Source organism: Streptomyces rapamycinicus NRRL 5491, assembly GCF_024298965.1.
Classification (GTDB): Bacteria; Actinomycetota; Actinomycetes; order Streptomycetales; family Streptomycetaceae; genus Streptomyces; species Streptomyces rapamycinicus.
In genome coordinates this window covers 12,431,285-12,455,956 of record NZ_CP085193.1, presented here as the reverse complement: position 1 = coordinate 12,455,956, position 24,672 = coordinate 12,431,285, and the positions used below count along the sequence as shown (strand labels likewise).

Sequence of the window (24,672 nt, the reverse complement as noted above, 5' to 3'; positions counted from 1 at the left end):
TGTTGCGCCCGGCAATGACGCTGTTTTGAGCCGTTCCAGCAGAAGCTGGATTGGCACCATCATCAGCAGGTTCTCTGGTACGGTCCATAACGTGGAGTCCGAAGTTCTTTATGTATCGTCCTCGGATCGTGCGGTGCTTGGTCCCGACGATCCGCTAGCCGGAGTCATGGGGCTGCTCCATCCACGCACGGTCGTGCCGGCACCGCTGCACGCCGCCGGTCCGTGGGCCGTGCGGTTTGCCCCCTTTCCTCACGTCAAACTCGGCGTTGTTGTCGAAGGCCAGTGCTGGTTGAGACTCGACGGTCTTGAGCCGGTGCTGCTGGACGAAGGCGACTTCTACCTGCTTGGTCACCCTCCGCAATACACGCTGAGTAGCTCGCTCGATGAGGTTGTGGCGCGCCCGGCCACCACGCTGCCGCGGAACACGACCGGCAGAGGATTTCGCATCGGAACCGAGGCAGACGAGGACTCGTACACATGCGGCGTCGACTTCACGTTCGACGGCAGCGACACCGCGATGCTGCTCGATGCGCTTCCGCGGGTAGTCCTTGTCCGGGCCGGCGATCCGCGCGGACCGCTGTTCATGAACCTGGCCTCGTTGTTGGTCTCCGAGATCGAATCGCCCGATGTTGGAAAGTCTTTGGTGCTGGAGCACCTTGCCCAGATCATCTTCGTCCACATGCTGCGGGCGCATGCTGACAACAACGAACAACCCAGCGGCTGGCTCGCAGCGCTGGCCGAAGACGGCGTCGGGGCGGCGCTGCGGGCGATGCACGCCGAGGTAAGCCGACGATGGACCCTCGCCGAACTCGCTGAGATCGGTCAGATGTCACGATCAGTGTTTGCCGCAGCGTTCAAGGCCAAAGTGGGTGTCCCCCCGTTGACCTACTTGATCAAATGGCGAATGACCCTGGCCCGAGACGCTCTGCGCAACGGTAGTTTGTCCAACTCTGAACTAGCAGCTGCAACGGGCTATGAATCTGAAAGCTCCTTCAGCACAGCGTTCCGGCGTGAAGTCGGGTCCTCGCCCCGGCAATACCGCAACGCGGCGGTAAAGACTGAATCAGATCCCGGCGCCGTGGTGCCCGCTGCCCTCGTTCGATCCGCAGCCGCTAGACCTCACCGGTCGACGAGCTGGGCCGAATGCGCGCGAACTTCCGCGACGTCTACAACAGGCTGAACTCCAACGGAGAAGCGCTCAACACCGCCGTCCACGACGTCGTCGCCCAACTGCGCGCCGAATTGCGGGAGGTGCGCGTCGTGCTCGCGGACCTCACCCCTGCTGCACCGCCCTCGCTCACCACCCCACCCTCCACCGCCGCGGACCTCCAGGAGGCATCCGGTACCGAGGACGACAGCACCAGTCCCGTGCCTGCACCAGTCACCACCGTCGCCGAGCCCGACCAACACGCGGAAGAGGGCCGGGCCCACATCCCGATCCCGGCGCCCCGTACCGCCGATCAGGACTCCTCGCCCAGCCCAGCACTGTCGGTCGACGCAGTCCGGCAGGCCGTCCGCGAGGTCCTCACCGATGAACTCGCCCCCGTGCTCACCACGCTCACCACCCCGGACAGCAACGGCGACGGCCCGGCCAGTGACCAGCAGGGTGTACCGGACCGGCTACGCGAAGCAGCCGGGGTGATCAAGGAGGAACTGGGCACCGCCCTGGAGGAAGCCCGGTCCCAACTCGCCGCCCTGCAGCGGGATATCGCTGACATGCGCGCCGCAGTCGAGGAGCTGCGGTCCCGGCCCGATACCACCGCCGAGACCGCGCTCACCGAGGTGAGCACGGAGCACAGTGCCCTGCTCAAGACAACGGCCCGCGTCTCCTCCGCCAGCCTGCTGTGCCACCGCGACATCTGGGAGTTAATCGCACTCCGCTTGCGTCTCGCCAAAGCCGCGTGTTCCCGATCACAGATGCGACGTGCGGCGACCTGCAAACCGGCTTGTGTGGTTCCCCCACCTGGCCTCGTCGGTGATCCGGCTGGTCACCACGGTGACGCCCGCGACACTCGGGCGGACCCAGCCGGTGCCGCCGGTGAGGTCGCCATCCGGCGCCAGGACCGCGGAATCGTCCGCGTTGTCGAGGATGAGCAGCCACTTCCAGGGGGCGGCGTGCAGCTGGCCCCAGACGAGCTCCAGGGCGGCCGCCGCCGAAGCCGCGGCGGCGCGCTGTTCCCGTTCGCTCGCGCCGAGCTCGGCGGCCACCGTGATCATCCCGCCGTGGAGGGCGGACTGGCTCGCGGCATCCACCCACCACACCCGCAGGCCATGCTCGGTGGCTCGGCGGGACAACTCCAGCGCGACCCGTGCTCTTGCCGACGCCTCCCATCCCGGCGAGCACCACCACCGCCTCCCCCGGACCCGCGAACGCGAGCTCGCCGAGCCCGTCCAGGAGCTCATCGCGTCCACGGACCACGGGCAGACGGCCGACGGGGGGGCGCAACCGCCAAACGTGGCACGGCGGGTTCGTCGCCGGGCGTGGGAGGTGCCGAGGGCCCCTCGTCCTTCGCCTGGCCATACGCCGCCTGGCAGCGAGCGCGGACCTCATCGGCGTCGGCGAACGCGTTGCCGTACTGCTCGGCGAGGCGAATCACGGCCTCGACGACCGCGGCCGCCCCGTCGTGCCAGTTACGCGGTAGGCTCCGCCCGGTCAGCCAGTCGTTGATCGTGGACCGGCCAAGTCCGGAGACCGCCTCGAGCTGGCGGACCGACAGCCCTCTCTCGGGAGCGGCGGCCCGCGCCGCGATCTGGCGCAGGGCCACGGAGAACGGATTGTCCTGAGGTGAGTGAGCGGAGGGCAAGAAGATCCTCGGGTCGAGAGCGGGACTCGGCCATGAAAAGCCTAGCCTCGCCGTTTCGCTAGGGTACGGCGGGTGATGGGGCAGAAATGCGAAAGTGCCTTCCTGACCTGGGACGATGAACCTTGCTGAGGGGTTCTGTCGGTCCAAGCGGAGGGCACTTTCTACGTGCAGGCTATCTTGCGTCCCCGGGTTCATGTCAGCACCGATGGTTCGGGGGTGGTCGGTCATGCCGGAGCACGGTTGCTGGCGGATCTTGCCGATGCCACCGGGCTGACCGCCGCGTACTCCACCGCGTTGCGGTCGCTTCGCCCGCGCGGGACCGGACATGATCCGGGCAGGATCATCACCGATCTCGCGGTGATGCTCGCCGATGGCGGCGAGACCATCACAGATCTGGCCGTACTGCGGGACCAGGCCGAGGTGTTCGGCCCCGTCGCCTCGACACCGACGGCCTGGCGGCTGCTCGCCGACGTTGCCGAGCGGGCACTGTCTTCTCTGCGCTCGGCCCGTGCCCAGGCCCGGGAAGCCGCCTGGCTGCAGGCCGCCGAACACAGTGAAAGCATTCCCGCAGTCCGTGCCGCGGGTCGCGTGCTGCCCGGTCTGGTCCTGGACCTCGACGCCACGCTGGTCACCTGCCACTCCGAGAAAGAGCAGGCCGCACCCACCTACAAGGGCGGCTTCGGCTACCACCCGCTGCTGTGCTTCCTGGCCAACACCGGCGAGGCCATGTCCGGCCGGCTGCGGCCCGGGAACGCCGGTGCCAACACCGCGAGCGACCACATCACGGTGCTCGACCAGGCGCTCGCGCAGATCCCCGACGCCCACCGGCACGGCACCGACATCCTCGTCCGCACCGACAGCGCCGGATCCTCGAAAGCCTTCCTCACCCACGTCCGCGACGTGCGGAAACGAGGAATCCGTACCTCCTTCTCGGTCGGATACGCCATCACCGAACCGGTCCGCCGCGCTGTCCGGGCCATTCCCGACCGCCTCTGGCATCCCGCCCTGGACCAGGACGGGACCATGCGTGATGGCGCCGAGATCGCCGAGCTGACCGGCATAGTCGACCTGAACGGCTACCCGGCCGGCACCCGCATCATCGTGCGCCGCGAGCGGCCGCACCCCGGAGCCCAACTGTCCCTGTTCGACCAGGACGAGGGCCTGCGCCACCAGGTGTTCCTCACCGACACCCCCTACTCCGGCGGCGGCTCCGCCCAGTTCCTCGAGGTCCGTCACCGCGGGCATGCCACCGTCGAGGACCACATCCGGTGCGGCAAGACCACCGGATTCGGCCGCTTCCCCTCCCGAGACTTCGGCATCAATGCCGTCTGGCTCGAACTCAGCCTCACAGCGATCGACCTGCTGGCCTGGACCCGCATCCTGCTCCTGGACGGCGAACTCGCGGCTGCCGAACCGAAGAAGCTCCGCTACCGGCTGCTGCATGTCGCCGCCCGCCTTACCCGCGGGGGCCGACGCCTGCGCTTGCGGATATCGGTGACCTGGCCCTGGAGACACGAACTGGCCACGGCCTTCCGCCGCCTCGCCGCACTGCCCCGCCCAGTCGGCTGACCGGCCAACCGCCCCTGCCCGCCCACGACCCGAAGGACCCCGGAGAACCCGACCACCGCGCCGGGACCCCGTCATGCCCAAAGCAACGAAACCACCCCGCCCACTCAACCGCTGACGATCAGCGAAGCCTCATCGCCCCAAGCGAAACGGCGAGGCTAGTACTCCAGTCGCAGATTGCTATCGCCGCTGGTCAGGAGCGTGTACCTGATATGTCCAGCCGGTTCCAGGGATAGGCTGGCCGGATCCCCCCGACCCAGTCGCCACGTCTGCCCGGCCGGAGCGATCGACCTGTTCCTCCCTGATGGACGGCGCTGGAGCGGCACGGCGTCACCCTTTCGCGGCGGTGGCGTTGTGTAGGGCGTGGAATGGACGCAGCTGCTGGAGGAACTCGCCGACGCGGTGGCGGCGCGCAATGGCCGAGTGGCCAGCCTGCGCAACGCCAGCACGCACGTCGTCGAGCTGACCGCGCGGGCGATCGCGGCCGACAGTCGTCGCTCACGACCCCGGATCGTTTCATGAAGGTGTTTCAGACGTCCGGGAATCACGCAGCGCTACGCGCTACCTGGTCGGAGTTATGAGAGAACAGGTCCGTCAAGCGTGACGGTGGACATCGTGACGGAGGCGGTGCGGCGAGGCCTGCGGCCAGCGTCACCCGCTCAGTCGGTTTCGGATGTCTGCCGAGGGCGGGTGGAGTAGATCTTGTGCCAGTGCTTGGCCGAGCGGACCAGGTCGTCGATGACGTGGTGGAGGAACTGGCTCGTGTTCTCCAGTCGGGCGCCAGCAGGGGTGGTGACGCCAAGCTTCCGGGCTCCGGCCGCGCAGGCTTCGGCGATCCGGGTCTGGCTGCGCGCGCTGGCCATGATGGATGTGAACACAGCGTCGTCTTCGATGGCGTAGCGTTCGGCGCGGCTGCGGGGGTCGCGTTCGCGCTTGATGAGTGCCTGGCTCTCCAAGTAGCCGATGGCCTTGGAGACGGAGGCGGGACTGACCTGCAGGCGTCGCACGAGGTCCGCAGAGGTGAGGCTGCCGCTGTCGGTGGTGAACAGCGCGGCGAGCACCCTGGCCATCATCTGCGGGAGCCCGGCCTGAATCATCAGCTCTACGCTCTGCGCGCCCACCTCGTCCACGAGCCGCGGATCGCGCCCGCCGAGGTCGGACCTTCCCGGTGAGGTCGCCAGCGCGGGGGTCCTGCGCTGACGGGTTTGCCCTGCGCCCACTTGGTGCGCCGCCTCGGCGTGGTAGCCGCGCGGCCCGCCATTGCGCATCACCTCGCGGGTGACGGTCGAGGTCGGCCGCCCGATGCGACGGCCGATGGCGGCATAGGTCAGCCCCTCGCGCAGTCCTGCGGCGATCTGCTGCCGGTCCTGGAGCGTGAGTCGGTCACCGGGCATCGGGGCGTCCTCCACTGTTCGACGTCCCGGTAGCTTAATGCAACGATCGCTTCGTTGCATTACTCGGCACACTCCATGCAACGATTCACCTGCAACCACCTGCAACCACCTGCATATACGACGTTGCTTCACCAAACAGCGATTGACGAATCGGCACATGCAACGAAACTATTACTGAGCTATGAAGGCAGGTCGTACGGCTGCCGACAGCCCATCGACGGAAGCGAACCCCATGACCACCGACCTCGGTCCCCCCGCCCTCTCGGCGACCGCTGTACGCAAGGCGTACGGCGACCACGTGGTGCTGAACGGCATCGACCTCGAGATCCCCGCAGGATCGGTCTTCGCACTGCTCGGCCCGAACGGCGCGGGCAAGACCACGATGGTGCAGATCCTTTCCACGCTGATCCGGGCCGACGCCGGCGAAATGCGGGTCGCCGGCCACGATGTGGTCCGGGACCCGGACGCGGTACGAGCCGCGATCGGCGTCACCGGCCAGTTCTCCGCGGTGGACGGCTTTCTCACCGGCGAGGAGAACCTGCTCCTGATGGCCGACCTGCACCACCTGCCCCGCCCGGAACGGCGGCGGTGCGCCGCCGACCTGCTCGCGCGGTTCGACCTCGCGGACGCGGCCCGCAAGCCCGCGATGACGTACTCCGGCGGGATGCGCCGCCGCCTCGACCTCGCGATGACCCTGGTCGGCCGCCCGCGGGTGATCTTCCTCGACGAGCCGACCACCGGGCTCGACCCGCGCAGCAGGCGGACCATGTGGGGGATCATCCGCCGCCTGGTGGCCGACAAGGGGGTCACGGTCTTCCTCACCACGCAGTACCTGGAAGAGGCCGACCAACTCGCGGACCGGATCGCGGTGTTGCACCAGGGCAAGCTCGTCGCGCAGGGCACGGCGGAGGAACTCAAGCGGCAGGTCGGCGGCGGCCACATCACCCTGCACTTCGCCGACCCACGCGACCACGCCGACGCGGCACGGACGCTGGACGTGATGTCCCGCAACGATCAGGCCCTGACCCTGCAGGTCGCCGGCCGAGGCGACGTGCCGTCGCTGCGCGCACTCCTCGACCGGCTCGACCGCGCCTCGCTCACCGTGGACGGGCTCCAGGTCCACACCCCCGACCTCGACGACGTCTTCTTCACGCTGACGGGCGGCCCTGTCGCGGAACAGGAGCCCGCCCGATGAGCACCGCCACGCACGCCTTCACCGACTCGGCCACCATGCTGCGCCGCCAGTTGCGGCACATGCTGCGCTACCCGACGCTCACCCTCACCGCCGCCGGGGTGCCGGTGGTGTTCCTGCTGCTGTTCGTCTACGTACTCGGCGGGATCCTCGGCAGCGGCCTCGGCGGGCCGTCGGGCGGCCGGGACACGTACGTCAGCTACGTCGTCCCCGGTGTCATTCTGATGACCGCGGCCACCGCGGCCCAGGGCACCGCGATCTCGGTGGCCATCGACATGACCGAGGGGATCGTCGCCCGGTTCCGCACGATGGCCATCGCCCGGGTATCGGTGCTCACCGGCCATGTGCTCGGCAGCCTGACCCAGACTCTGCTGAGCATGACTGCCGTCACCGGCGTCGCGCTGCTCGTGGGCTTCGAGCCCACCGCCGGCTTCAGTGAATGGCTCGGCGTGATCGGCCTGCTCGTGCTGATCATCTTCGCGCTTACCTGGCTTGCGGTCGCGCTGGCCATCATGGCCAAGAGCGTCGCCACCGCGAGTAACATGCTGACGCCGCTCATGATCCTGCCGATGATGGGCAGCGGATTCGCCCCCACCGACTCGATGCCCGCAGGGCTGCGGTGGTTCGCCGACTACCAGCCGTTCACGCCGTTCATCGAGACCCTGCGCGGTCTGCTGATGGGCACCCCGATCGGCAACAACGCGGTGCTCGCCATCGGCTGGTGCGCCCTGATCGCCCTGGGCGGCTACCTGTGGGCCAAGAAGCTCTACAACCGTGAGCCCACGCAGTGAGCGAGGGAGTTGTCAGTTTTTGACCACCTAGCCGGTCGAGATGAGTCCGCTCGGATTCGAGGCCAGCTCGGGTTCGGGCGCCGGGTCGACCCGGTCACCCGCCAGCCCGTGCCGGGCGATACCCGCCTCGTCCGCCGCCTCGGCCTGGATGGCAGACACCTCGGCAGCGATGGCGCGGGCCTCCGTCAGATTCTCCACCTGCGCGGCGCGTGCCTCCAGCTCGCGCAGGCGTGCCGCGCGGGCAGGGTGGCGCTCGATCGCCACGGTCAACGCCCACTGCCGCAGGAACCGGCGCATCGGCGCCGCGTCCACATGTTCACGCGCGGCCGCCACCGACTTCGTCCCGTCGGCGTCGAATGACCGCGGCTCCAATCGCTGTGACACAGCAGGTCTACGGCGAGACGGCGAAGGTGCTGAGCCGAGCGGTCCACGCAGCAGGGGACCCGGTCGTGGTGACGATCGACAACCGACTGTCCGCTGCCCGCACCGCAGCAGCGACCACTCAGCAGCACCAAGTGCGAAGGCCACTCGGAAGATTTTGGGTGGCCTTCGCGTGACCGGCTTTCTTCCAACAAGGCGCTCTACCACTCCGCGGCCCGGCGGGAGCGGCCTGCTACTGGCCGGGGTGTACCGCCTGGACCCCGGTCCCTTCGTACGCCTCGGGCGTCAGGGTGAGCAGGAAGCGCGCGGCAGGGAAGTCGGCGGAGGGGCGGGCGGCGTGGATGGCGTGGACGGCCGTCCAGGAGTACCCGGCATGCAGCAGCTGGGTGGCGGTAAGCGCGGCCTGTGTGTCGAAGGCCTCGATCATGATGAACCGCAGCCCGTCGATGTAGGCCAGGAGGCCGGACTGTTGGCTGTCGCCGACCGTGAGGGAGAGCGCCGGGGCGTAGAGGGTGCCCAGGCCTCCGGATGCCTGGACGTAGAACGCGGCGACGGCCTCGTTGTACGGATCTCTGGGGTCGTGGAGGGCGGCGGCGGTCATGTGGTCCAGGACGACCGCGATCGGCCCCACTACGCGGCCGCCGAGCCCTGGCCGGCGGCGAGGCGCTCCAGGAGACCGCGGGCCTTCGCCTCGGCCTCCTCGCTGGGCACGCTGCCCAGGACGGAAGCGAGCTCGGCACGGGCCTGCGCGGCGCGCTCCGCGTACTCGGCCTGAGTCGGCCGACCCTCGGCGAGATCCTCGACAAGCTGCCGGATCGTCGTGTTGCCCTCGGCCGCCAGAACGGCAAGCCGATCACGCGCGGCCGAACTCACCTTGACACTCGTTTCGTCTGCCATACCCCGGCTCTACCGCGAGTAGAGGATCGGGCGCAGCCCACCGGGCAGAGGGAGCCACGTCAGCGGGTGAGTGATACCTCGGTGATGGTCAGTTCGTCGGTGTCGAGTACGTACTCGTCCTCGTCGCGGCCGGTGTTGTGGGCGAGCAGCGCGGAGGGCGGTGCGACGACGTGGTACAGCCTGCACGTAGTCGGCCGGCAGGCTCCCGTGCCGGTTGCGTGGCCCTCGGCGACTTCCCGGCGCGCCTGACATGCCAGCGCGCTGGGAGCCGAGGCGCATCAGGCGCAGGTGTCGAGCATGCGAGTCAGTGCGGCACCACACGATCGGGGAACGGTACGTACTTCTGGATGAGCAGGGACGCAATGAAGCTCGAGAAGAGCCGAGCCTCACGCCTCGACGCCGGATCACCTGACGTGGCCGCCGTTGGCGTAATCGACCGGCTGTGCCAGCGGCTGGGGCACCCTGCGGCTATGGCTGAAGGTGAGCGCGAGCCCGGCAAGGACATGGTGGACCGGTCGGAGGGATTCGGCGAGCGCCTGCTGGGAGTACTGCTGGACCGTGCCCACGAGATGCCGCCGCAGCTGATCGCTCCGCTGATCGCGGAAGAGGTGGCCAAAGTCGGGGGCCGTGACGTCTCCATCCTCCTGCAGGACTACGCGCAGCTGGTGCTCGCGCCGCTGCCCGGCCGACAGCTGATGGTCGCCGGACCCGAGCTGATCAGCGACTCCCACGCCGGAGAGGCATTCCTGACGGCGGCTCCCGTCGAGGTAGCGCACGACGACGGCAGCGTCCGGATGTTCCTGCCGTTGCTGGACGGCAGCGACCAGGTCGGGGTGATGGCCCTCACCCTGGAGACCGTCGATGACGACGACCGGCGGCTGCTGCGCAGGCTGGCCAGCCTGGTCGCCGACATCCTGGTCACCAAGCACACCTACACCGACCAGTTCTTCCAGGCCCGGCGCCGCGAACCGATGAGCGTGGCCGCCGAGATCCAGTGGTCCCTGCTCCCCCCACTGGCCATGTCCGTTCCACAGGTCACGGTGGCCGGGATTCTCGAACCCGCTTACCGCATCGCCGGCGACAGTTTCGACTACGCCCTCAACGAAAGCGTCCTGCACGTGGCCATGATCGACGCGATGGGCCACGACCTCGGAGCCGCCGCGATGGCCACCATCGCCATCGGCGCCTACCGCCACGCCAGGCGCGCCGACGTCGACCTGACCGAGATCTACGCGTTCATGGACCGGGCGATCGCCGGGCAGTTTGGTCCCGATCGCTTCGTCACCGCGCAGATGATGCGCCTGGACACGGCGACGGGTCGCCTGCAGTGGGTCAACGCGGGCCACCCGGCGCCGCTGCTGATCCGCGACGGCCGGGTGCTCCACCCTCTGGAGGGCCCGACCACCCTGCCGGTCGGCTTCGGCGGCGAGCAGCCCCGGATGAGCGAGCACCAGCTCCGGCGCGGCGACCGGCTGCTGTGCTACACCGACGGCGTGATCGAGGAGCACGCTGCCGGACAGGAGCCGTTCGGCGAGGAACAGCTCATCCGCTGCGTCGACCGCATGATGAGCCAGGCGAGCGGGGTACGCGCCGAGGTGCGCTGGCTCTCCAAGAGACTGCTGGAAGAGCGGGGCGGACTCACCAGCGACGACGCGACCCTCTTCCTGATCGAATGGCGCGGGAGCGCCGCCGACCACCTCGCCGTTCCACGGTAAACCCGCCTCAGAACCGTTGCACGCTCGGACCGCCCGCCGTCAGGGACGGTCAGTACAGCTGGATGCGGGTGAGGACGATGTACGGCGGGTTGGCGTCAGCAACGATGACGTACTCGGCGACGCCCGCAGTTCTTCGATCGCGGTCTGCCCGTCACCGAAGGCTTCCTCCGGCTCCCGCATCAAGGAGCCTGCGTTCTGCTGCTCGATGGCGGCCGCGGTCCTCGGGGCGATGCGCCGTTCCGACGTGCTGGCCTGATGTGCCGCCAGCACCCGCTGGCAGCCCGGCGACGCAGCCGTCCGCGTACGGACCGGCTCCTCGGGTGCGGCTGGCCACAGGTCCGGGTCGGCGGGCGCCGAGGCGGAGCCAGCCTCGCCGGGTGCGGGCGTTCGCGTCCGGCCCCTTCGTGTCACCCGGGCGCCGACCCCGCGGGCCAGCTACACGGCGATGGAGCCGACGCCGCCCGCGGCGCCGTGATGTATCCGGCGATGTTGCGGCCCAGCACCAAGGCGATGCTGCCAGCCCCCGGGGCGCAGCAGAGCCATCCGTTCCTGGGAGCCGCAGGGGCAGCATCTCGGCGGGGCCTGCTCTGCGGCAGCTTGCCGTGCCGCCCTACGAAGACTCAACCGTCGCCGCCATCGACCGGGGGCTATCAGATGCACGACACACCCGCCACGTACGCAGCCGCCCCCGGCCGTGGACGGTGACGCCTGCTCGCTATGACAACCCCGATGTACAGCAGCACCTCCAGCAGTTGCACGCCACCCAGCTGGAGATGTACGGCTACGCCGACGATCCCACCTCTTCGCCTGTAGACAGAGGGTGACTGATCTCCACCCTTGCGGGTGACGGCGCATTGGTCGTCGGGCCGCCAGGCCGCGGCCGGACGAGGCCAGGGGTCGCCGATGGGCGGGTTGCGAGCGTTACGCGAGCTGCGATCGCCGGTACCTGGTGTGGCTGCCAGGCCGGGCAGCGGCTGCCCGAAGGGGACACCGCACGGGCACCGGTCGTGCTGTTGCCGCCGACCGCCGTACTGTTCTGCATCGCGGCCAGGCCGGGCCTGGTGGAGGGGTCATTCGAGAAAACCGCCCTAGGTCCAGCTGGGTGACAGCCCGTCGGGCTCTCCGTACGGCACTGGCCGGCCGCTGAGGGCGTCCAGGAGAATGCGATCACCGAGCGGCTTCCGCAGCTGCACCTTCATACTCTGTTCGGTCATCTCGGAGCTGCAGGGACCGCTTTGTGCCCCCGCGACAGATGCGTACAGCACTACGCTCTCGCCCGTTTCCAGCACCTTGACGACGGGGCCGTCGTCGCAGGCTCCGTGTGTGGCGTGCACCGTGATGGATCGGCCGTTCCTCGCTGTTCCGACCAGTCGGGCGATCTGCCTGAGACCGCCCGCAGCCCCTTGCCGAGCCTGTCCGATCGGCGAGCTCGGAAGCTTGGACAGGGTGACAGCGACACGCTTGAGCGGGGTGTCGTAGCCCTCCAGCGTGAAGAGCCAAGCGGGCACGGACGCCCTGCCTCGGCTCGTCATGATCGTCGTCGTGCCGAGCTTCGCCCCCGTCACGGTCAGCCGCGCTCCTTCACTGCGGTTGCGGGCGAACGACTGATACGCCTTCTTCGCCCCCCACAGGGGGCGGGTAAGAGTATTGCCGTTTCCCCAGTCCGCCTTCCCGTGCCCGGTGGCAGTGGTCGGCAGACTGCCACGCAGGACGAAGTTCTCTGTCTCGAAGGCCCGCTGATCCGCCGAGCTGTGCCACCCGGATTCCGGCTTTTGCATCACGTTGGCCATCGGGTAGTAGCCCCGGTGCCAGGCAGCGGCGGCTGTGGACCCCTTCCAGGCGTCGGCCACCTGACGGGCGCGCTTCTCCTGCTCCCGCGGCGACTGACTCTTCACATGGTCGTCGTCAGGGCTCTGATCGTTGCCGCAGCCGACGAGGAGGAAGGTGGTCAGGAGAGGTGCCAGCAGCAGGCCGGCGAGGCGCTTCGCGTACGTATGCATGGAGTCCTCTTTCTTGGGGACGACGACGGATTCCCTGCTGAATGCATGACGCGGAGATTCTCAACGCCTGGCGCTGACCCCGGTCGACACTTTCGACGGGCAGGGGCGCGTCCGGGTTCACTCACGGCCTCCCGCGCCGCCTGCTGCATCTGCGTCCATGCCGCGCAGGCGGCGAGGGATGGTGCGTGACCTAATAGACCTTCAGTCCCTCCCAGAGGAGCACCGTGTATAGCGGCTGGTACCAACTGGAGCGATCCTGTTGGGGGTCCGAATTTCCGCAGGGCTCGTCGCTATAGTTGCCGCCTGAATCGATGCCCAGTGCCGTCTCGCCGCTGAAGAGGGGCCCTCCGCTGTCGCCGTGCATGCTGCAGTTACTCGCCTCGATCATGTGACGGAGAGTGGTGCCGTCGTCATAGGTGACCGTCGCGTTCGTCGCGAGCACCATGCCATCCAGGTCCTGGCTAATGGTCCCTAAACGCTTCACCTTCTCCCCCTCGAATGCAGAGGCGGAGCGCGAGATCTGCCCTGTCGAGCCGTCCTTGTACTGGATCGTCCCGTACGGGGTGACGTTGCTGTTGCTGTACTCCACTACCCCGTAGTCGGACTGGTCCGTGTTGTTCCCGTAGGCCCAGTCGATGGCCCTCCGAGGGGAATTTCCCCGCTTCTACGGTGCCAATTGACAGCGCCGTTCCGCATGCAATGCCCGGCTGTGATCATGTACTTCTTTCCGCTGCCGTTCTGCACGTTGAACCCGGCACTGCAGATGGTGATCCAGCCAGGGGTGTATTCCGACGTTATACCCAGACCACCGCGCATGGCATAGGCGTTCGATTCGATCTTGCCAGAGTGTTTCGTTATGTCGACCGTATCTCCGTATTCGGAAACGGAATTCTCAATTCGAGCCTTGTCGGCTTCGGAAACCCCGTCGTAGATCTTTACGTCCACCCGGTTGCTGCTCTGGTCAATACTCCAGGCAGTGTTGGGAATCCCTGTCAGCTGATCCAGTTTCGCTTTGGCAGAGTCGAGCTCGGCTGTGCTGTGTGGGACGACCTCCGCTACCGCCCCAGCGCTTCGCACGGTTTCTGCCGCATCCTGATCGGTGACCGCGACCACGAGTCGTTCGTTCCGGTAGTAGACGCCTGCTGTGCGCTCGTTGCCCAGTTGCCTGGCAAGCGCCGCCGCCTCAGCCGGATCGGTGAGCGGTGCCGGCGCCGCTTGGGCGGCGGTCAGAGTGGTCAGCGTGAGTACTCCGACAGCCGCCGCGAGTAACCCACGATACGGGTAATGACGTCTTCGCACGTAAAACCTCGCCTCTCCGAAGAAGCATCCCTGGTGATCGACGCGCTTCGAACGAGGCTGTCGACGCGAGATTGCCAATTGGCGAATTGGACATGAAAATTCCGTTTGATGGTGGCATGTTGACCAGAATGCGTGAGCTGCGGCCGAAAAAGCCCCGGGGCGGGGAAACCCGAAGCCTGAGTGATGATCCGTGATCATCGACCCCAGGAGCTCAACGGTGAGTGGGCCACGTGCGCGGCCGGGACTTCTCGGTCCCGCATGGCGAGGCGCGCCGGCGGGCCGCTCGAATCGATGAAGGGAATCAACGGTTCCGTTCATGAAGGCCCGAACCACAAGGTCGGCGTGCCATGCGGGCCGAAGCGGCGGAGCAGGGGCAGGCCGGTAGAGCAGCGACGCCGCCAGCAGCAGATGGACCAACCCGGCGAGCAGACTGCCCCCACTGCCCAGCCGCCGGCGCTCTGACGAGCCTCAGTTCCGCGCCCGCAGACGGCTCCCCCACCTTCCGATCGGGACGGGCGTGGCCACGGTCGTCACCCACCGCGCATCCCGCGCCCACGAACAGGTTCGGGGACCTTCGCCGCCCGGGACGAGATGCGGCGGGGCAGCGGCACCGCGTGCGCGTCCGACAGCCGCAAGTTCGACTCCTGGTCCTCGAACCTGATGACCGAGTGGCACGAGCGCTACCGCGGCCCCAGGGTGATGATCTACTGGCACGTCGAGCGGAAGTCCGTGTGCATCTACTCCCAGCTCAAGAGCTGTTCGGCCTCCGAGGTCGCCGCGATGATCGAGGGCGTGCTGCGGCACTGCACCGACATGGACGTCGACCGGCAGTACCCCGACACCCACGGCGCCTCCATCGTCGGGTTCGCCTTCGCGTACATGCTGGACTTCAAACTGATGCCGAGGCTGAAGAACGTCGGCTCCGCGCGGCTGTACCGGCCGACAGCCGGACAAGACGAGAGCTGGCCGAAGCTGGCGCCGGTGCTGTCCACCAAGACGATCAACTGGGATGTGATCCGCCAGCAGTGCGATCAGATCGTCAAGTACACCACCGCCCTGCGCCTGGGTACCGCCGAGGCCGAGCAGGTCCTGCGCCGCTTCACCCGCGGCGGCCCCAAGCACCCCACCTACCAGGCGATCGAGGAACTCGAACGCGCCGTACGGACGGCGTTCATCTGTGACTACCTCGCCGACGTCGAGCTGCGCGGCGAGATCCACGAAGGGCTCCAGGTCGTGGAGAACTGGAACAGCGCGAACAAGGACCTCTTCTACGGCAAGGACGGCGGCCTGGCCGGGCAGGACAAGGAGTCCCAGGAGGTGTCCATGCTCGCCCTCCACCTGCTCCAGTCCGTCCTGGTCCACGTCAACACGCTGCTGACGCAGCACGTTCTCGCCGATGAGAAGTGACCATCCGAGTACTGCTCGCCGACGACCAAGCACTGCTGCGAGCCACCTTCCGGGTCGTGATCGACTCCTGCGACGACATGGAGGTGGTGGGCGAGGCCTCCGACGGCACGGAGGCGGTGCGGCTCACCCGCACCCACCACCCCGATGTCGCCCTCATGGACATCCGCATGCCAGGGGTCGACGGCCTGGCCGCCACCTCGGCCATCTGCGCCGACCAGGAACCGGCCGCCACCCGCGTCCTCATCCTCACCACCTTCGAGACGGAGGACTATGTCGCCCAGGCGCTGCGCGCCGGTGCCAGCGGCTGCCTCGGCAAGGACGTCACCGCCGAGACCCTCCTGGCCGGTCTGCGTACCGTGGCCTCCGGCGAGGCCCTCCTGTCACCCGCCGCCACCCGCTCCCTCATCGCCCGCTTCCTGCTGTCCTCCGCCCCCGGCACGGACTTGTCATCGCCGGAACGCCTGCCGGAACTCACCGCCCGCGAACGCGAGATCACGGCCCTGGCCGCCGAGGGCAAGTCCAATGACGAGATCGCCGAGGTCCTCTTCGTCAGCCCGCTGACCGTACGCACCCACCCGACTCCGTCATCACCCGCGGCAACTGCAAGGGGTGGATGAACGCCAAGAAGATCAACGGCAGTTGGTACGCCCAGGGACTCATCCAGTCCTGGAACGGCGCACAGTGCGACATGGTCCTGGAGCGCAGCCACAACGGGAGCGCCTACAACATCATCTCTGGCCAGCACGTAGTGACCAACGGCGCGGACCACACCGGCTACTACTGGGACCACACGGGCTACAAGTCGCGGGTGTGCATCGCCAACGCCAGCGCAGGCGACACGACCTGGCACTGCGGCAAGGGCATCTGGCCTAAGCGCACGCCCGCGAGTACCGCCCCGGACGCATGGCGGCTCAGCGATCCCGAAAACAACCAGCCGGGTCGCTGTGCCTCCGGCCGCGCACCCGCAGAAGGTAGTACTGCCATATCCGAGCAAGGGCCTGGCTCCTCCCGACGAGGGGACAGGAGGATCCAGACCCGCTCCACGCCGACCCAGACGAACCACCGATCCCTTAAGCCGATTCGCCGTAAATTGTGCCCATGAGCGAGGAGACATCGCCCGAAGAATTAGAGCGGTCGAGCACCGGACGCAGTAGACATGCCGCTCCCAAGCGGGGCCAGGGTGTCGGCGGAGTACTGCGCTCGTCCGCGGTGATGGCGGCGGGGACGGTGGTCTCGCGCGCCACTGGACTGATCCGGCAGGTGCTGCAGGCCGCCGCACTGGGCACCGGGCTGCTGGCCACCACCTACAACCAGGCCAACACGGTGCCCACCAGCCTGTACTTCCTATTGATCGGTGGTGCGCTGAACTCCGTCCTGGTCCCGCAGCTGGTCAGGGCCCGCGCAGAAGACCCCGACGGCGGAGCCGCCTTCGAACAGCGTCTGGTCACCCTCGTGCTGTGTGTCCTCGGCGTCGGCACCGCGCTGGCCACCTGGGCCGCTCCCGCGATCATCAGCATCTACCAGCGCGACACACCCGCCACCCACGACGCATTCGAGCTGACCGTCGTCTTCGCCCGCTTCCTGCTCCCGCAGATCTTCTTCTACGGCGTGTTCAGCATCTTCGGCCAGGTCCTCAACGCCCGGAACCGGTTCGGAGCGATGATGTGGGCCCCGGTCCTGAACAACCTCATCCTGATCACCATGTTCGGCCTCTACGTCGCCATGATGACCGCCCCGGAAAAGGTCTCGGACATCACGGACGCCCAGGTCCGGCTGCTCGGCATCGGCACCACGACTGCCCTGGCCCTCCAGGCACTCGCCCTGATCCCCTACGCCCGCGAAGCCGGATTCCGGCTGCGCCCTCGATTCGACTGGCGGGGCACCGGCCTGCGCAAGAGCGTGAACGCGGCCCGCTGGACCTTGCTGTTCGTACTGGCCAACCTCATGGCGAGCACGGTGGTCACCCGCCTGGCCTCCTCCGCCGACGCCGCCCTGCCCCACGACGGTGTCGGCTACACCGCCTACAGCTACGCCCAGCAGATCTGGATGCTGCCCCAGTCGATCGTCACCGTCTCCCTTGTCACCGCACTTCTCCCGCGCATGAGCCGAGCAGTGACCGAACACCGTGTCGAAGACTTGCGTGCCGACCTCTCCCGAGCACTGCGGACCAGTGGCGTCGTCATCGTTCCGGCGGCATTCTTCTTCGTCGCCCTCGGCCCGCAGATCGCGCAACTGCTGTTCGCCCACGGCGCCGCCAACCCCGCGGCAACCACTCCCCTGGGCCACATGCTGCAAGCCTTCGGCCTGGGACTGATCCCATTCTCCGCTCAGTACCTCCTGCTCCGCGGCTTCTACGCCTTTGAAGACACCCGCACACCGTTCCGCATGGCGCTGTGGATCAGTGGCATCAACATCGCTCTCGCTGTGGCCTGCCATCTTCTGCTGTCTCCCCGGTGGGCGGTCACCGGGATGGCCGCCGCATACACCCTGTCCTACGCGATCGGCCTACTCCTGACCGCACTGCGGCTGCGGCAACGCACCGAGGGACTGCTCGACGGCCGGCGGATCTGCCGCACCTACGCCAAACTGATCACGGCCGCCACCGGGGCCGGGTCGGCCGGGTGGCTCATCGCCCACTCCTTCAGCCACAGCCTGGCATCCGTCTCCTTGACACCAGCTCTCTCACTGACTGCAGGCGGCATCACGATGCTGCTGCTGTTCCTGCTCCTCGCACGACTTCTGCGAATTGGCGAACTGCGCAGCCTGCCGGGGCTGGGATGACCCCGGCACGATCAGACTGACCGAGCCGGAAAAACCGCCGCCCCCAGCGCAGCGCCCGACACCACCCGCGTGAGCGGAGGTGAGCCGCTACCCGGGAGGCGGCGGCCGCAGCGGAGGTGGGCCCGCCGGGCGGGTCTCCGAAGTCCCCGGCCGGGAGTGCTTTCCGCGCGGGCGGAGGGTGAACCTTACCGGCAGATCGCGGAGGTCAAGTCAGCACGAATGGGTTGGTGAGAGCGGCCATATGGCCATGTGGATGGCGTACCTCGATCCGGACGAACGCCGAGTCTTCCCAGGTCGTGTGCCACTCGGCGGTACCCACGCCTGAGTCCGGCAGCCCTTGGTGGTGGACTTTGCCCCGGTCGGTGTGAAAGCTGACGGTCCCCGAGGGGACACCGCATATGTGCGCGCGCACCACGACGGGTTCCCCCTGGGTTGCCAGCCGTTCGCCGATCCCCGCGTTGCGGCCGGCGGCGACAGCCGTGAGCGACAGATAGACGGCAGCCGATTCGGCGATCCAACTGCGGCCCACGCGGATTCCCGCGAGAATGGCCAGCGTACTCAGATCCTCGGCGTACACCACGGTGTGCGGGATGCCGATCTGACCTTCAAGGTGGGTGTCGCTGTTGCCCATGGCCGGCTGCCAGCGCCCCGTGTGTATTCCCTCCGCCAGTCCTCGGCCCCACTCGGCGAGAGCGGCCTCGTTGTCGGCGTTCCACGGCCGGTCCGACATCCACAGCCCGTTCCATACCTCGACCGCATCGAGGTCCTGGTAGGGGTACATGAAGCGGCCTGAGGGATAGGGCGCGTGCGGATGCGCGGCCACGCACAGTCCACCGGATTCGCGGACCTGGTCCAGGCATCGGCCGATGCGTTTGTCCCCCACGCGATAATCCCAGTCGATCACCTGCCCCGGCGCGATGCCGAGAGCGAGCCAGTGCCCGGTCTTGGTAGTCACCTCCTCACCCAGGAGCACCAGGAAATCATCTGCGGCGTGGCGTCCCCAGGCGCTATGCGCGTTCGCAGAGTTGTGCTCCGTGGTGGCGATGAAGTCGAGTCCCACTGCGCGAGCACCGGCCGCCAGCTGCTCAGGAGTGAGCTCGCCGTCCGAGTACACGGAGTGGATGTGGCAGTCCCCGCGATACCAGCCGGCTCCTCGGCCACGCACTTGCACGGGCGGGAATCCCGAGATGACCCCACAGCGGGGTTCGTCCGTCGGGTCTGGCCGTGATGCGTTGGCTGACGGATGACTCCACGGGGGCGGTCAAGCTGCTTCAACAGGCACTGGGCATGTACCGAAATCTCGGTGATCGCCACGGCGAAGCCAACGCCTTGTGGGACCTGGGCCAGGTGCGGTGGCTGAAGGGTGACAACGCCAAGGCGGCCGATCTGGCCATGCAGGCACTGGACGTGTACCGCACCCTCGGCAACCACCACGGCAAAGCCAACGCCCTCCGGGACCTGGGCGCGGTGCGGCGCGTGACAGGTGATGTCACCGGCGCGGCCGAGCTCGCCGAGCAGACACTGGACGTGTACCACACCCTCGGCAACCACCACGGCGAAGCCAACGCCCTACGGAGCCTCGGCCAAGTGCGGCGGTTGGAGGGTGACTATGTGGCAGCGGCCGAGTTGGCCGAGCTGGCGCTGGGCATGTACCGCACCCTCGGCAACCACCACGGCGAAGCAAGCACCCTGCGGGAGTTGGGCGTAGTGCGTCGATTGGAAGGGAACTATGCAAGGGCGGCCCAGCTAGCCGAGCAAGCGATTGGCATGTACCGCACCCTCGGCAACCGTCAGGGCGAAGCAAGCACCCTGCACGACTTGGGCGTGGTGCGCACTAAAGGCAGGAGTTATTGTCAAACCCTGTGGATCTGACCAGCGGCGGTCGGGCTTCGTACGGGAACGAGTGATGTCGTCAAGGGTCTTGCGACGGCTTCCTGATCCAGGAGGCGTTTGTTGCCGTGGCTTCCTCGGGCGGGGCGTCACCGGATCCGGTCTCACAGAGTGATGCTTGCCTACCGCCTGGTGGATGAGCTGCTAGTTTCCGCGGCATGGTGGATCACAGCGAAAGCATGGCTCTCCGGACGCTGGTGACTGACGCCGAGAGCGGCGTCCTTCTGTTCGGCATCACGCCGCCGCGCCTGAGTATCGCTCCTGAGCGGATCCGAGAGATCACCGCGGCCACCTTGGCGCGGCTGGACGTCCTCAACGTGGATGGTCTGGCGCTCTACGACATCGACGACGAGAGCGACCGCAATCCGGAGGAACGCCCGTTCCCCTACCTGCCGACCATGGATCCCGCCGCGTACCATGCGGAATATCTCGGCGAGTGGAACCGCCCTGCGGTGATCTATCGGTGCGTCGGCAAGTACACCGAGGCGGAGTTGCGGACCTGGCTGCGGATGGCCGATGCGGACCGCGTGCTCGGGGTCTTCGTGGGTGCGTCCTCGAAGGACAAGGCTATACATACGCGCCTGTCGACGGCGCACGTCCTGCGCCGCGACGTCCGTCCGGACCTGCTGCTCGGTGGCGTCGCCATCACCGAGCGCCCTGACGAGCATCTGCGGCTGATCACCAAGCAGGAGGCGGGATGCGCGTATTTCATCTCGCAGGTCATCTACAGCGCCGACGCGGCCAAGAGCATGGTCTCCGACTACTACTACGTTTGCCGTGAGCGGCAGCTCGCACCGAAGCCCGTGCTCTTTACGCTGTCGGTGTGCGGCTCGGTGAAGACGCTGGCGTTCCTCAAGTGGCTCGGAGTCGAGGTTCCGCGCTGGCTCGAGAACTCCCTGCTTCACGCGGACGACACGCTTGCCGAGTCGTACGAGCATTGTTTGGCGAACGCCCGGGATCTGATCGCCTTCTGCCGCAAGCTCGGCATGCCTTTCGGATTCCTCGTGGAGAGCGTGTCGATCCGCAAGGTCGAGATCGAGGCCTCGGTCGCCCTCGCCCATGAGCTGAGCGGACTGCTCGGACGCACAGCGCGCTGAAGTCACGGCTCCTGATGGCCGCTGGCTGAGCGGCAGTTGGGGGTCCATCACGCCGCACGAGGCTCCCCGCGTTCGACCAGGACGCCGCGTTCGAAGCGTGCTCCGGCGCGGACGAGGGCGACGAGGTGGGGTGCGGTGATCGCACGCCAGCGGGCCTGGGCGGACTCGGCGAGCTTGAACACCATGGCCAGGGCGGCGGCCGCGCTGCCGGCGCCGCGGGTGACCCGGGTCCTCAACTTGACTGTGCTGAAGGTGGATTCGATCGGATTCGTCGTGCGCAAGTGCACCCAGTGCTCGGCCGGGAAGTCGTAAAAGGCCAGGAGTTATCCACCTCGCCGGTGACCTTCTTCACCGCCTTGGGCCACTTCGCGCCGTAGCTGCGCTCGAAGTCCTTGATCGCCTTCTCGGCGTGGTCACGGTCCTCGGCGTTGTAGATTTCCTGGAGCGCCTTCTTCGCGCCAGGCTGCGCGGACTTCGGAAGCGTGTTCATGACATTGCGGACCTTGTGAACCCAGCACCTCTGGTGCCTGGCCTGCGGAAACACCTCGGCCAGGGCCTTCCAAAGACCCACGGCGCCATCGCCGACGACCAGCTCGGGATCCGTCATGCCGCGCCGGCGGCAGTCCCTCAGCAGGTCGGCCCAGGACTCGGTCGACTCGCGCAGGCCCTCGACGACCGCGATGAGTTCCTTGCGGCCGTCCGTGCGCACGCCCATCAGAACCAGGACACAGGAGTGGGCCTGACCGAGGCGGACCTTGGGGTGAACGCCGTCGGCCCACACGTAGACGTAGTCGCTGCCGGACAGGGCGCGGTCCTGGAAGGCGGCGTGGTCGTCCTGCCACTGCTTGGTCAGCCGCGTCACGGTGGCCGGAGAAAGACCGGCCGAGGAGCCGAGGAACTGTTCCATCGCGGGCACGAAGTCACCGGAGGACAGGCCGTGCAGATAGAGCAGGGGCAGGACCTCGCTGATCTTCGGAGACTTCCGGCACCAGGGGGCGAGGATCTGCGACGAGAACCGCTTGCGCTCGCCCGTCACGGCGTCGACGCGCTTGTCGTTCACCCGCGGCGCTTTCACCGGGATCGGCCCGGCGGCCGTCGCGACGGTGCGTTCGCGATGGTGGCCGTTGCGGACAACGAGGCGACGACCGGACTCGTCGCGATGGTCGGCCAACTCGGCTATGTACTGGTTGACTTCAGCTTCCAGGGCGGCGGCAAGCATCCGCCTCGCACCCTCGCGGACGATCTCGTCCATCAAGGAGCCGCTCTCGGTGGTTCCGTCGGCGTTAACTACGCTGAGCACGGGCGTGCCTTCCCGGCCCGCGCTGCAACGCGGGCCTACTCGGTGACCAACAATCGATCACTCGGGAAGGTACGTCCTTCGCATGCCGCGAGGCGCCCTCCCCGAGGCCGATCCACAGGTCCTGAGCATTGCTCTTGCCGGCGTTGCCGTTGTCCTTCTTCGCCAGCGGGAGGACAGAGAAGTTGTTCTTCGGCGCGGAGCCCTCTCTGTCAGCCTTGGGTGAGACGTTCCGTTCTGCGGGGTTAGCCTGAGAGGGCACGACAGGAGAACCGCCCCTTATGCCAAGCACTGAGCCCGTCGGGTTGACCAGTGGCAGCATGCGTTCGCAGATCCGACGCCGCACCGGCGCCGGGTCCCAGGCGGCCTGGTTCACGAACTGCTGCAGGTTCTGTTCGTTGCCGTCCGGCAGCCGCGAGGCCATGGCCTGGATCGACTTGCGGCGGCCGTCCAACATCAGTCCCCGCAGGCAGCAGTCACCTTTGGCCCGCTGGTCCTTGCGCGGCACCGACGCGAACACGTCAGCCACGTATAACGCCAACTTCGCCCGGACACGGTTCACTTCATGTGTATCCATCCACCCAACATGCCCAGGAACAGGCCGAACCGGAAGACCTAACGGAGTCCTATTAGCGGATTTGGGGTGTGCTTGTCAGCGTTCTTGATCTTCTGGGGTCATCGGGGGCCGTGCTCGGCGAGGTTGGTCCGGTCATGACGACCGGAGGGAGCGCGGGGTGCGGCAGGAGTGGGAGCCGGAGGACCTGATCGAGGTCTGGACGCTGCTGGAGGAGGTCCAGGAGCGGCTGCAGAACAAGTCGGGGGCGAACCCGGTTGGGTCAGCGATGAGCGGGAGCCACGGCGCCTTGTGCGCGCAGCGCGGTGATCTCGTCCTTGCGGATACCGAGTTCGGTGAGTACGGATTCGGTGTGTTGCCCGAGCGCGGGGATTGCGCCCATCGGCGGGTCGTAGCCGGAGATGACCGGGGGCGGGAGCAGAGCAGGTACGGGACCGTGAGGTGTGTCGATCTGTCGCCACCGGTCGCGGGCGGTCAGATGCGGGTGGGCTATGACTTCGCTCGGCTTGTTGAACCGGGCGTTCCCGATTCCGGCGGCGTCGGCGCTGCGCTGCACCTGTTCCAGGTCATGGCGTGCGACCCACTGGGTGATCTGCGTGTCCAGGAATTCACGGTGCTTGGTCCGGCCGGAGTTGGTCAGGAAGCGTTCGTCGTCGGCGAGGTCGGGCCGGCCGAGAAGGTCGCGTGCGAATCGCTGCCATTCGCGGTCGTTCGTTGTGCCGAGTACGACGGTCTGGCCGTCTGCTGTGCGGTACGCGCCGTACGGGGCCACCGCGGGCGAGCCCATGCCGGCCGGTTGCTGATCCACTCCCGTGTGCTGAGCGTGGATCAGCGAATACCCCATCAGCTCGGTCATGGTGTCGAACAGACTCACCGCGACCGCGGTGTGGCCACCACTGCGGCGACGCTCGTTGCCGCAGAGCAGCGCCAGGATCGACAACGCGGCATACAGGCCGGCGCATACGTCGGCCATCGGCGGGCCAGGCTTGGCGGGTGCCCCGGGAAGGCCCGTGATCGAGCATGCTCCGGCCTCCGCCTGGGCGAGGAGATCGTAGGCACGCTTGTGGGAAAGCGGACCGCCTGCCCCGTAGCCGTCGATCTCGACCGCGATGAGGTCGGGGTGGCTGACCGCCAGGTCGGCGGGCGCGATGCCGAGCTGTGATGTGGCCCCCGGCGCGAGGTTGGAGACCATCACGTCGGCGCGGTCGAGCAGCCGGTGGAGCACCGCCATGCCGGCCGGTTCCTTGAGATTGAGCGTCACCGACTCCTTGCCCCGGTTGACCCATACGAAGTGCGCTGCCAAACCGCCCACCACGTCGTCGATGGACCGGGCGAAGTCACCGCCTTCCGGGTGCTCCACCTTGATCACTCGAGCCCCGAAGTCGCCGAGGGTGCGGGTGCAGATGGGAGCCGCGACCGCCTGTTCCAGGGACACGACCGTGATTCCCTTCAGCGGTCCGGCCGGCGGGCCAGCATCACGACCGATAGATGCCGGTTCGGAGGGCTTCGCCGGTTCGGTGGGCGCCATGTTCCCCCCATCACCTGCCGGGATCCGGTGCGGAAAGCCGCGCGTCACCATGGTTTCTT

23 protein-coding genes and 3 pseudogenes are annotated in these 24,672 nt (G+C 67.6%); 12 read left to right on the top strand and 14 right to left on the bottom strand.

Annotated elements, in window-relative coordinates:
- Positions 1-91 precede the first annotated feature (91 nt).
- Positions 92-1,180, top strand: a complete 1,089-nt coding sequence (locus tag LIV37_RS51570) for an AraC family transcriptional regulator (protein WP_243146501.1) — start codon at positions 92-94, stop codon at positions 1,178-1,180.
- A gap of 440 nt (positions 1,181-1,620) precedes the next feature.
- On the opposite strand, the gene LIV37_RS51565 is transcribed toward LIV37_RS51570, so the two are convergent.
- The 3 genes from LIV37_RS51565 to LIV37_RS51555 all read right to left on the bottom strand — a co-directional run bounded on the left by LIV37_RS51565 (position 1,621) and on the right by LIV37_RS51555 (position 2,804).
- Entirely contained in the window at positions 1,621-1,797 is a 177-nt protein-coding gene (locus LIV37_RS51565; RefSeq protein ID WP_020874972.1) for a hypothetical protein, read from the bottom strand.
- A 114-nt stretch (positions 1,798-1,911) separates the two neighbouring features.
- Positions 1,912-2,253: a hypothetical protein gene (locus LIV37_RS51560; RefSeq protein ID WP_158634980.1), complete on the bottom strand. Its 342-nt coding sequence runs from the start codon at positions 2,251-2,253 to the stop codon at positions 1,912-1,914.
- Between the two features lie 146 nt (positions 2,254-2,399).
- A complete protein-coding gene (locus LIV37_RS51555; RefSeq protein WP_158634981.1) occupies positions 2,400-2,804 on the bottom strand; it encodes a helix-turn-helix domain-containing protein in 405 nt (134 codons plus the stop codon).
- Positions 2,805-2,939: 135 nt separating this feature from the next.
- On the opposite strand from LIV37_RS51555, the gene LIV37_RS51550 reads away from it, so the two are divergent.
- Positions 2,940-4,373 carry an IS1380 family transposase gene (locus tag LIV37_RS51550; protein ID WP_214663622.1) on the top strand — a complete coding sequence of 478 codons (1,434 nt, stop codon included), beginning with the start codon at positions 2,940-2,942 and terminating at the stop codon, positions 4,371-4,373.
- Between the two features lie 360 nt (positions 4,374-4,733).
- The gene (locus LIV37_RS51545; RefSeq protein ID WP_020874969.1) at positions 4,734-4,892 is read left to right on the top strand and encodes a hypothetical protein; all 159 of its coding nucleotides are present in this window, start codon (positions 4,734-4,736) and stop codon (positions 4,890-4,892) included.
- A 137-nt stretch (positions 4,893-5,029) separates the two neighbouring features.
- On the opposite strand, the gene LIV37_RS51540 is transcribed toward LIV37_RS51545, so the two are convergent.
- Entirely contained in the window at positions 5,030-5,764 is a 735-nt protein-coding gene (locus LIV37_RS51540) for a GbsR/MarR family transcriptional regulator (RefSeq protein WP_020874968.1), read from the bottom strand.
- A gap of 232 nt (positions 5,765-5,996) precedes the next feature.
- Between LIV37_RS51540 and LIV37_RS51535 the strand changes: the two genes are divergently transcribed.
- Positions 5,997-6,959 carry an ATP-binding cassette domain-containing protein gene (locus tag LIV37_RS51535; protein ID WP_020874967.1) on the top strand — a complete coding sequence of 321 codons (963 nt, stop codon included), beginning with the start codon at positions 5,997-5,999 and terminating at the stop codon, positions 6,957-6,959.
- The gene (locus tag LIV37_RS51530; protein WP_020874966.1) at positions 6,956-7,747 is read left to right on the top strand and encodes an ABC transporter permease; all 792 of its coding nucleotides are present in this window, start codon (positions 6,956-6,958) and stop codon (positions 7,745-7,747) included. Before LIV37_RS51535 ends, LIV37_RS51530 begins: the two co-directional genes overlap by 4 nt.
- A gap of 27 nt (positions 7,748-7,774) precedes the next feature.
- Here the strand turns inward: LIV37_RS51530 and LIV37_RS51525 are convergent, their stop codons facing one another.
- From LIV37_RS51525 to LIV37_RS51515, 3 genes are all read right to left on the bottom strand, one after another.
- Positions 7,775-8,131: a hypothetical protein gene (locus LIV37_RS51525; RefSeq protein WP_148717904.1), complete on the bottom strand. Its 357-nt coding sequence runs from the start codon at positions 8,129-8,131 to the stop codon at positions 7,775-7,777.
- A 229-nt stretch (positions 8,132-8,360) separates the two neighbouring features.
- Positions 8,361-8,759 (bottom strand): PIN domain-containing protein, encoded by a 399-nt coding sequence (locus LIV37_RS51520; protein ID WP_020874964.1) that lies wholly within the window; start codon positions 8,757-8,759, stop codon positions 8,361-8,363.
- On the bottom strand, positions 8,759-9,025 hold the full coding sequence (locus LIV37_RS51515; RefSeq protein WP_121826352.1) for a hypothetical protein: 267 nt from the start codon (positions 9,023-9,025) through the stop codon (positions 8,759-8,761). Before LIV37_RS51515 ends, LIV37_RS51520 begins: the two co-directional genes overlap by 1 nt.
- A gap of 470 nt (positions 9,026-9,495) precedes the next feature.
- On the opposite strand from LIV37_RS51515, the gene LIV37_RS51510 reads away from it, so the two are divergent.
- Complete coding sequence (locus LIV37_RS51510; protein WP_020874962.1) at positions 9,496-10,740, top strand: PP2C family protein-serine/threonine phosphatase; 1,245 nt, start codon at positions 9,496-9,498, stop codon at positions 10,738-10,740.
- Between the two features lie 1,088 nt (positions 10,741-11,828).
- On the opposite strand, the gene LIV37_RS51505 is transcribed toward LIV37_RS51510, so the two are convergent.
- The 3 genes from LIV37_RS51505 to LIV37_RS51495 all read right to left on the bottom strand — a co-directional run bounded on the left by LIV37_RS51505 (position 11,829) and on the right by LIV37_RS51495 (position 14,117).
- The gene (locus tag LIV37_RS51505; RefSeq protein ID WP_020874961.1) at positions 11,829-12,740 is read right to left on the bottom strand and encodes a hypothetical protein; all 912 of its coding nucleotides are present in this window, start codon (positions 12,738-12,740) and stop codon (positions 11,829-11,831) included.
- Positions 12,741-12,930: 190 nt separating this feature from the next.
- Positions 12,931-13,329 carry a S1 family peptidase gene (locus LIV37_RS51500; RefSeq protein WP_020874960.1) on the bottom strand — a complete coding sequence of 133 codons (399 nt, stop codon included), beginning with the start codon at positions 13,327-13,329 and terminating at the stop codon, positions 12,931-12,933.
- Positions 13,329-14,117 carry an alpha-lytic protease prodomain-containing protein gene (locus LIV37_RS51495; protein WP_158634982.1) on the bottom strand — a complete coding sequence of 263 codons (789 nt, stop codon included), beginning with the start codon at positions 14,115-14,117 and terminating at the stop codon, positions 13,329-13,331. The genes LIV37_RS51500 and LIV37_RS51495 overlap by 1 nt, the downstream gene beginning before the upstream one ends.
- Positions 14,118-14,612: 495 nt before the next feature.
- Between LIV37_RS51495 and LIV37_RS51490 the strand changes: the two are divergent.
- From LIV37_RS51490 to murJ, 4 genes and pseudogenes are all read left to right on the top strand, one after another.
- A pseudogene (locus LIV37_RS51490) lies at positions 14,613-15,434 on the top strand (Tn3 family transposase); the annotation flags it as partial.
- Between the two features lie 8 nt (positions 15,435-15,442).
- Positions 15,443-16,063, top strand: a complete 621-nt coding sequence (locus LIV37_RS51485) for a response regulator transcription factor (RefSeq protein WP_020874957.1) — start codon at positions 15,443-15,445, stop codon at positions 16,061-16,063.
- Positions 16,060-16,548 (top strand): hypothetical protein, encoded by a 489-nt coding sequence (locus LIV37_RS51480; RefSeq protein ID WP_148717906.1) that lies wholly within the window; start codon positions 16,060-16,062, stop codon positions 16,546-16,548. The genes LIV37_RS51485 and LIV37_RS51480 overlap by 4 nt, the downstream gene beginning before the upstream one ends.
- On the top strand, positions 16,545-18,227 hold the full coding sequence (gene murJ, locus LIV37_RS51475) for a murein biosynthesis integral membrane protein MurJ (RefSeq protein ID WP_121826355.1): 1,683 nt from the start codon (positions 16,545-16,547) through the stop codon (positions 18,225-18,227). The genes LIV37_RS51480 and murJ overlap by 4 nt, the downstream gene beginning before the upstream one ends.
- Positions 18,228-18,432: 205 nt before the next feature.
- Here murJ and LIV37_RS51470 read toward each other — a convergent pair whose 3' ends face one another.
- Entirely contained in the window at positions 18,433-19,392 is a 960-nt protein-coding gene (locus tag LIV37_RS51470) for a CehA/McbA family metallohydrolase (RefSeq protein ID WP_276064852.1), read from the bottom strand.
- 62 nt (positions 19,393-19,454) lie between these two features.
- Between LIV37_RS51470 and LIV37_RS51465 the strand changes: the two genes are divergently transcribed.
- Positions 19,455-20,099: a tetratricopeptide repeat protein gene (locus tag LIV37_RS51465; RefSeq protein WP_243146552.1), complete on the top strand. Its 645-nt coding sequence runs from the start codon at positions 19,455-19,457 to the stop codon at positions 20,097-20,099.
- Positions 20,100-20,275: 176 nt separating this feature from the next.
- Positions 20,276-21,214, top strand: a complete 939-nt coding sequence (locus LIV37_RS51460) for a methylenetetrahydrofolate reductase (protein ID WP_121825926.1) — start codon at positions 20,276-20,278, stop codon at positions 21,212-21,214.
- 47 nt (positions 21,215-21,261) lie between these two features.
- Here LIV37_RS51460 and LIV37_RS51455 read toward each other — a convergent pair.
- The 3 genes and pseudogenes from LIV37_RS51455 to LIV37_RS51445 form a co-directional block, all read right to left on the bottom strand.
- A pseudogene (locus LIV37_RS51455) lies at positions 21,262-22,514 on the bottom strand (IS256 family transposase).
- A gap of 283 nt (positions 22,515-22,797) precedes the next feature.
- Positions 22,798-23,088, bottom strand: a pseudogene (locus tag LIV37_RS53015) (transposase); the annotation flags it as partial.
- Between the two features lie 259 nt (positions 23,089-23,347).
- Positions 23,348-24,664, bottom strand: a complete 1,317-nt coding sequence (locus tag LIV37_RS51445) for a CaiB/BaiF CoA transferase family protein (protein WP_243146503.1) — start codon at positions 24,662-24,664, stop codon at positions 23,348-23,350.
- Positions 24,665-24,672: the final 8 nt, after the last annotated feature.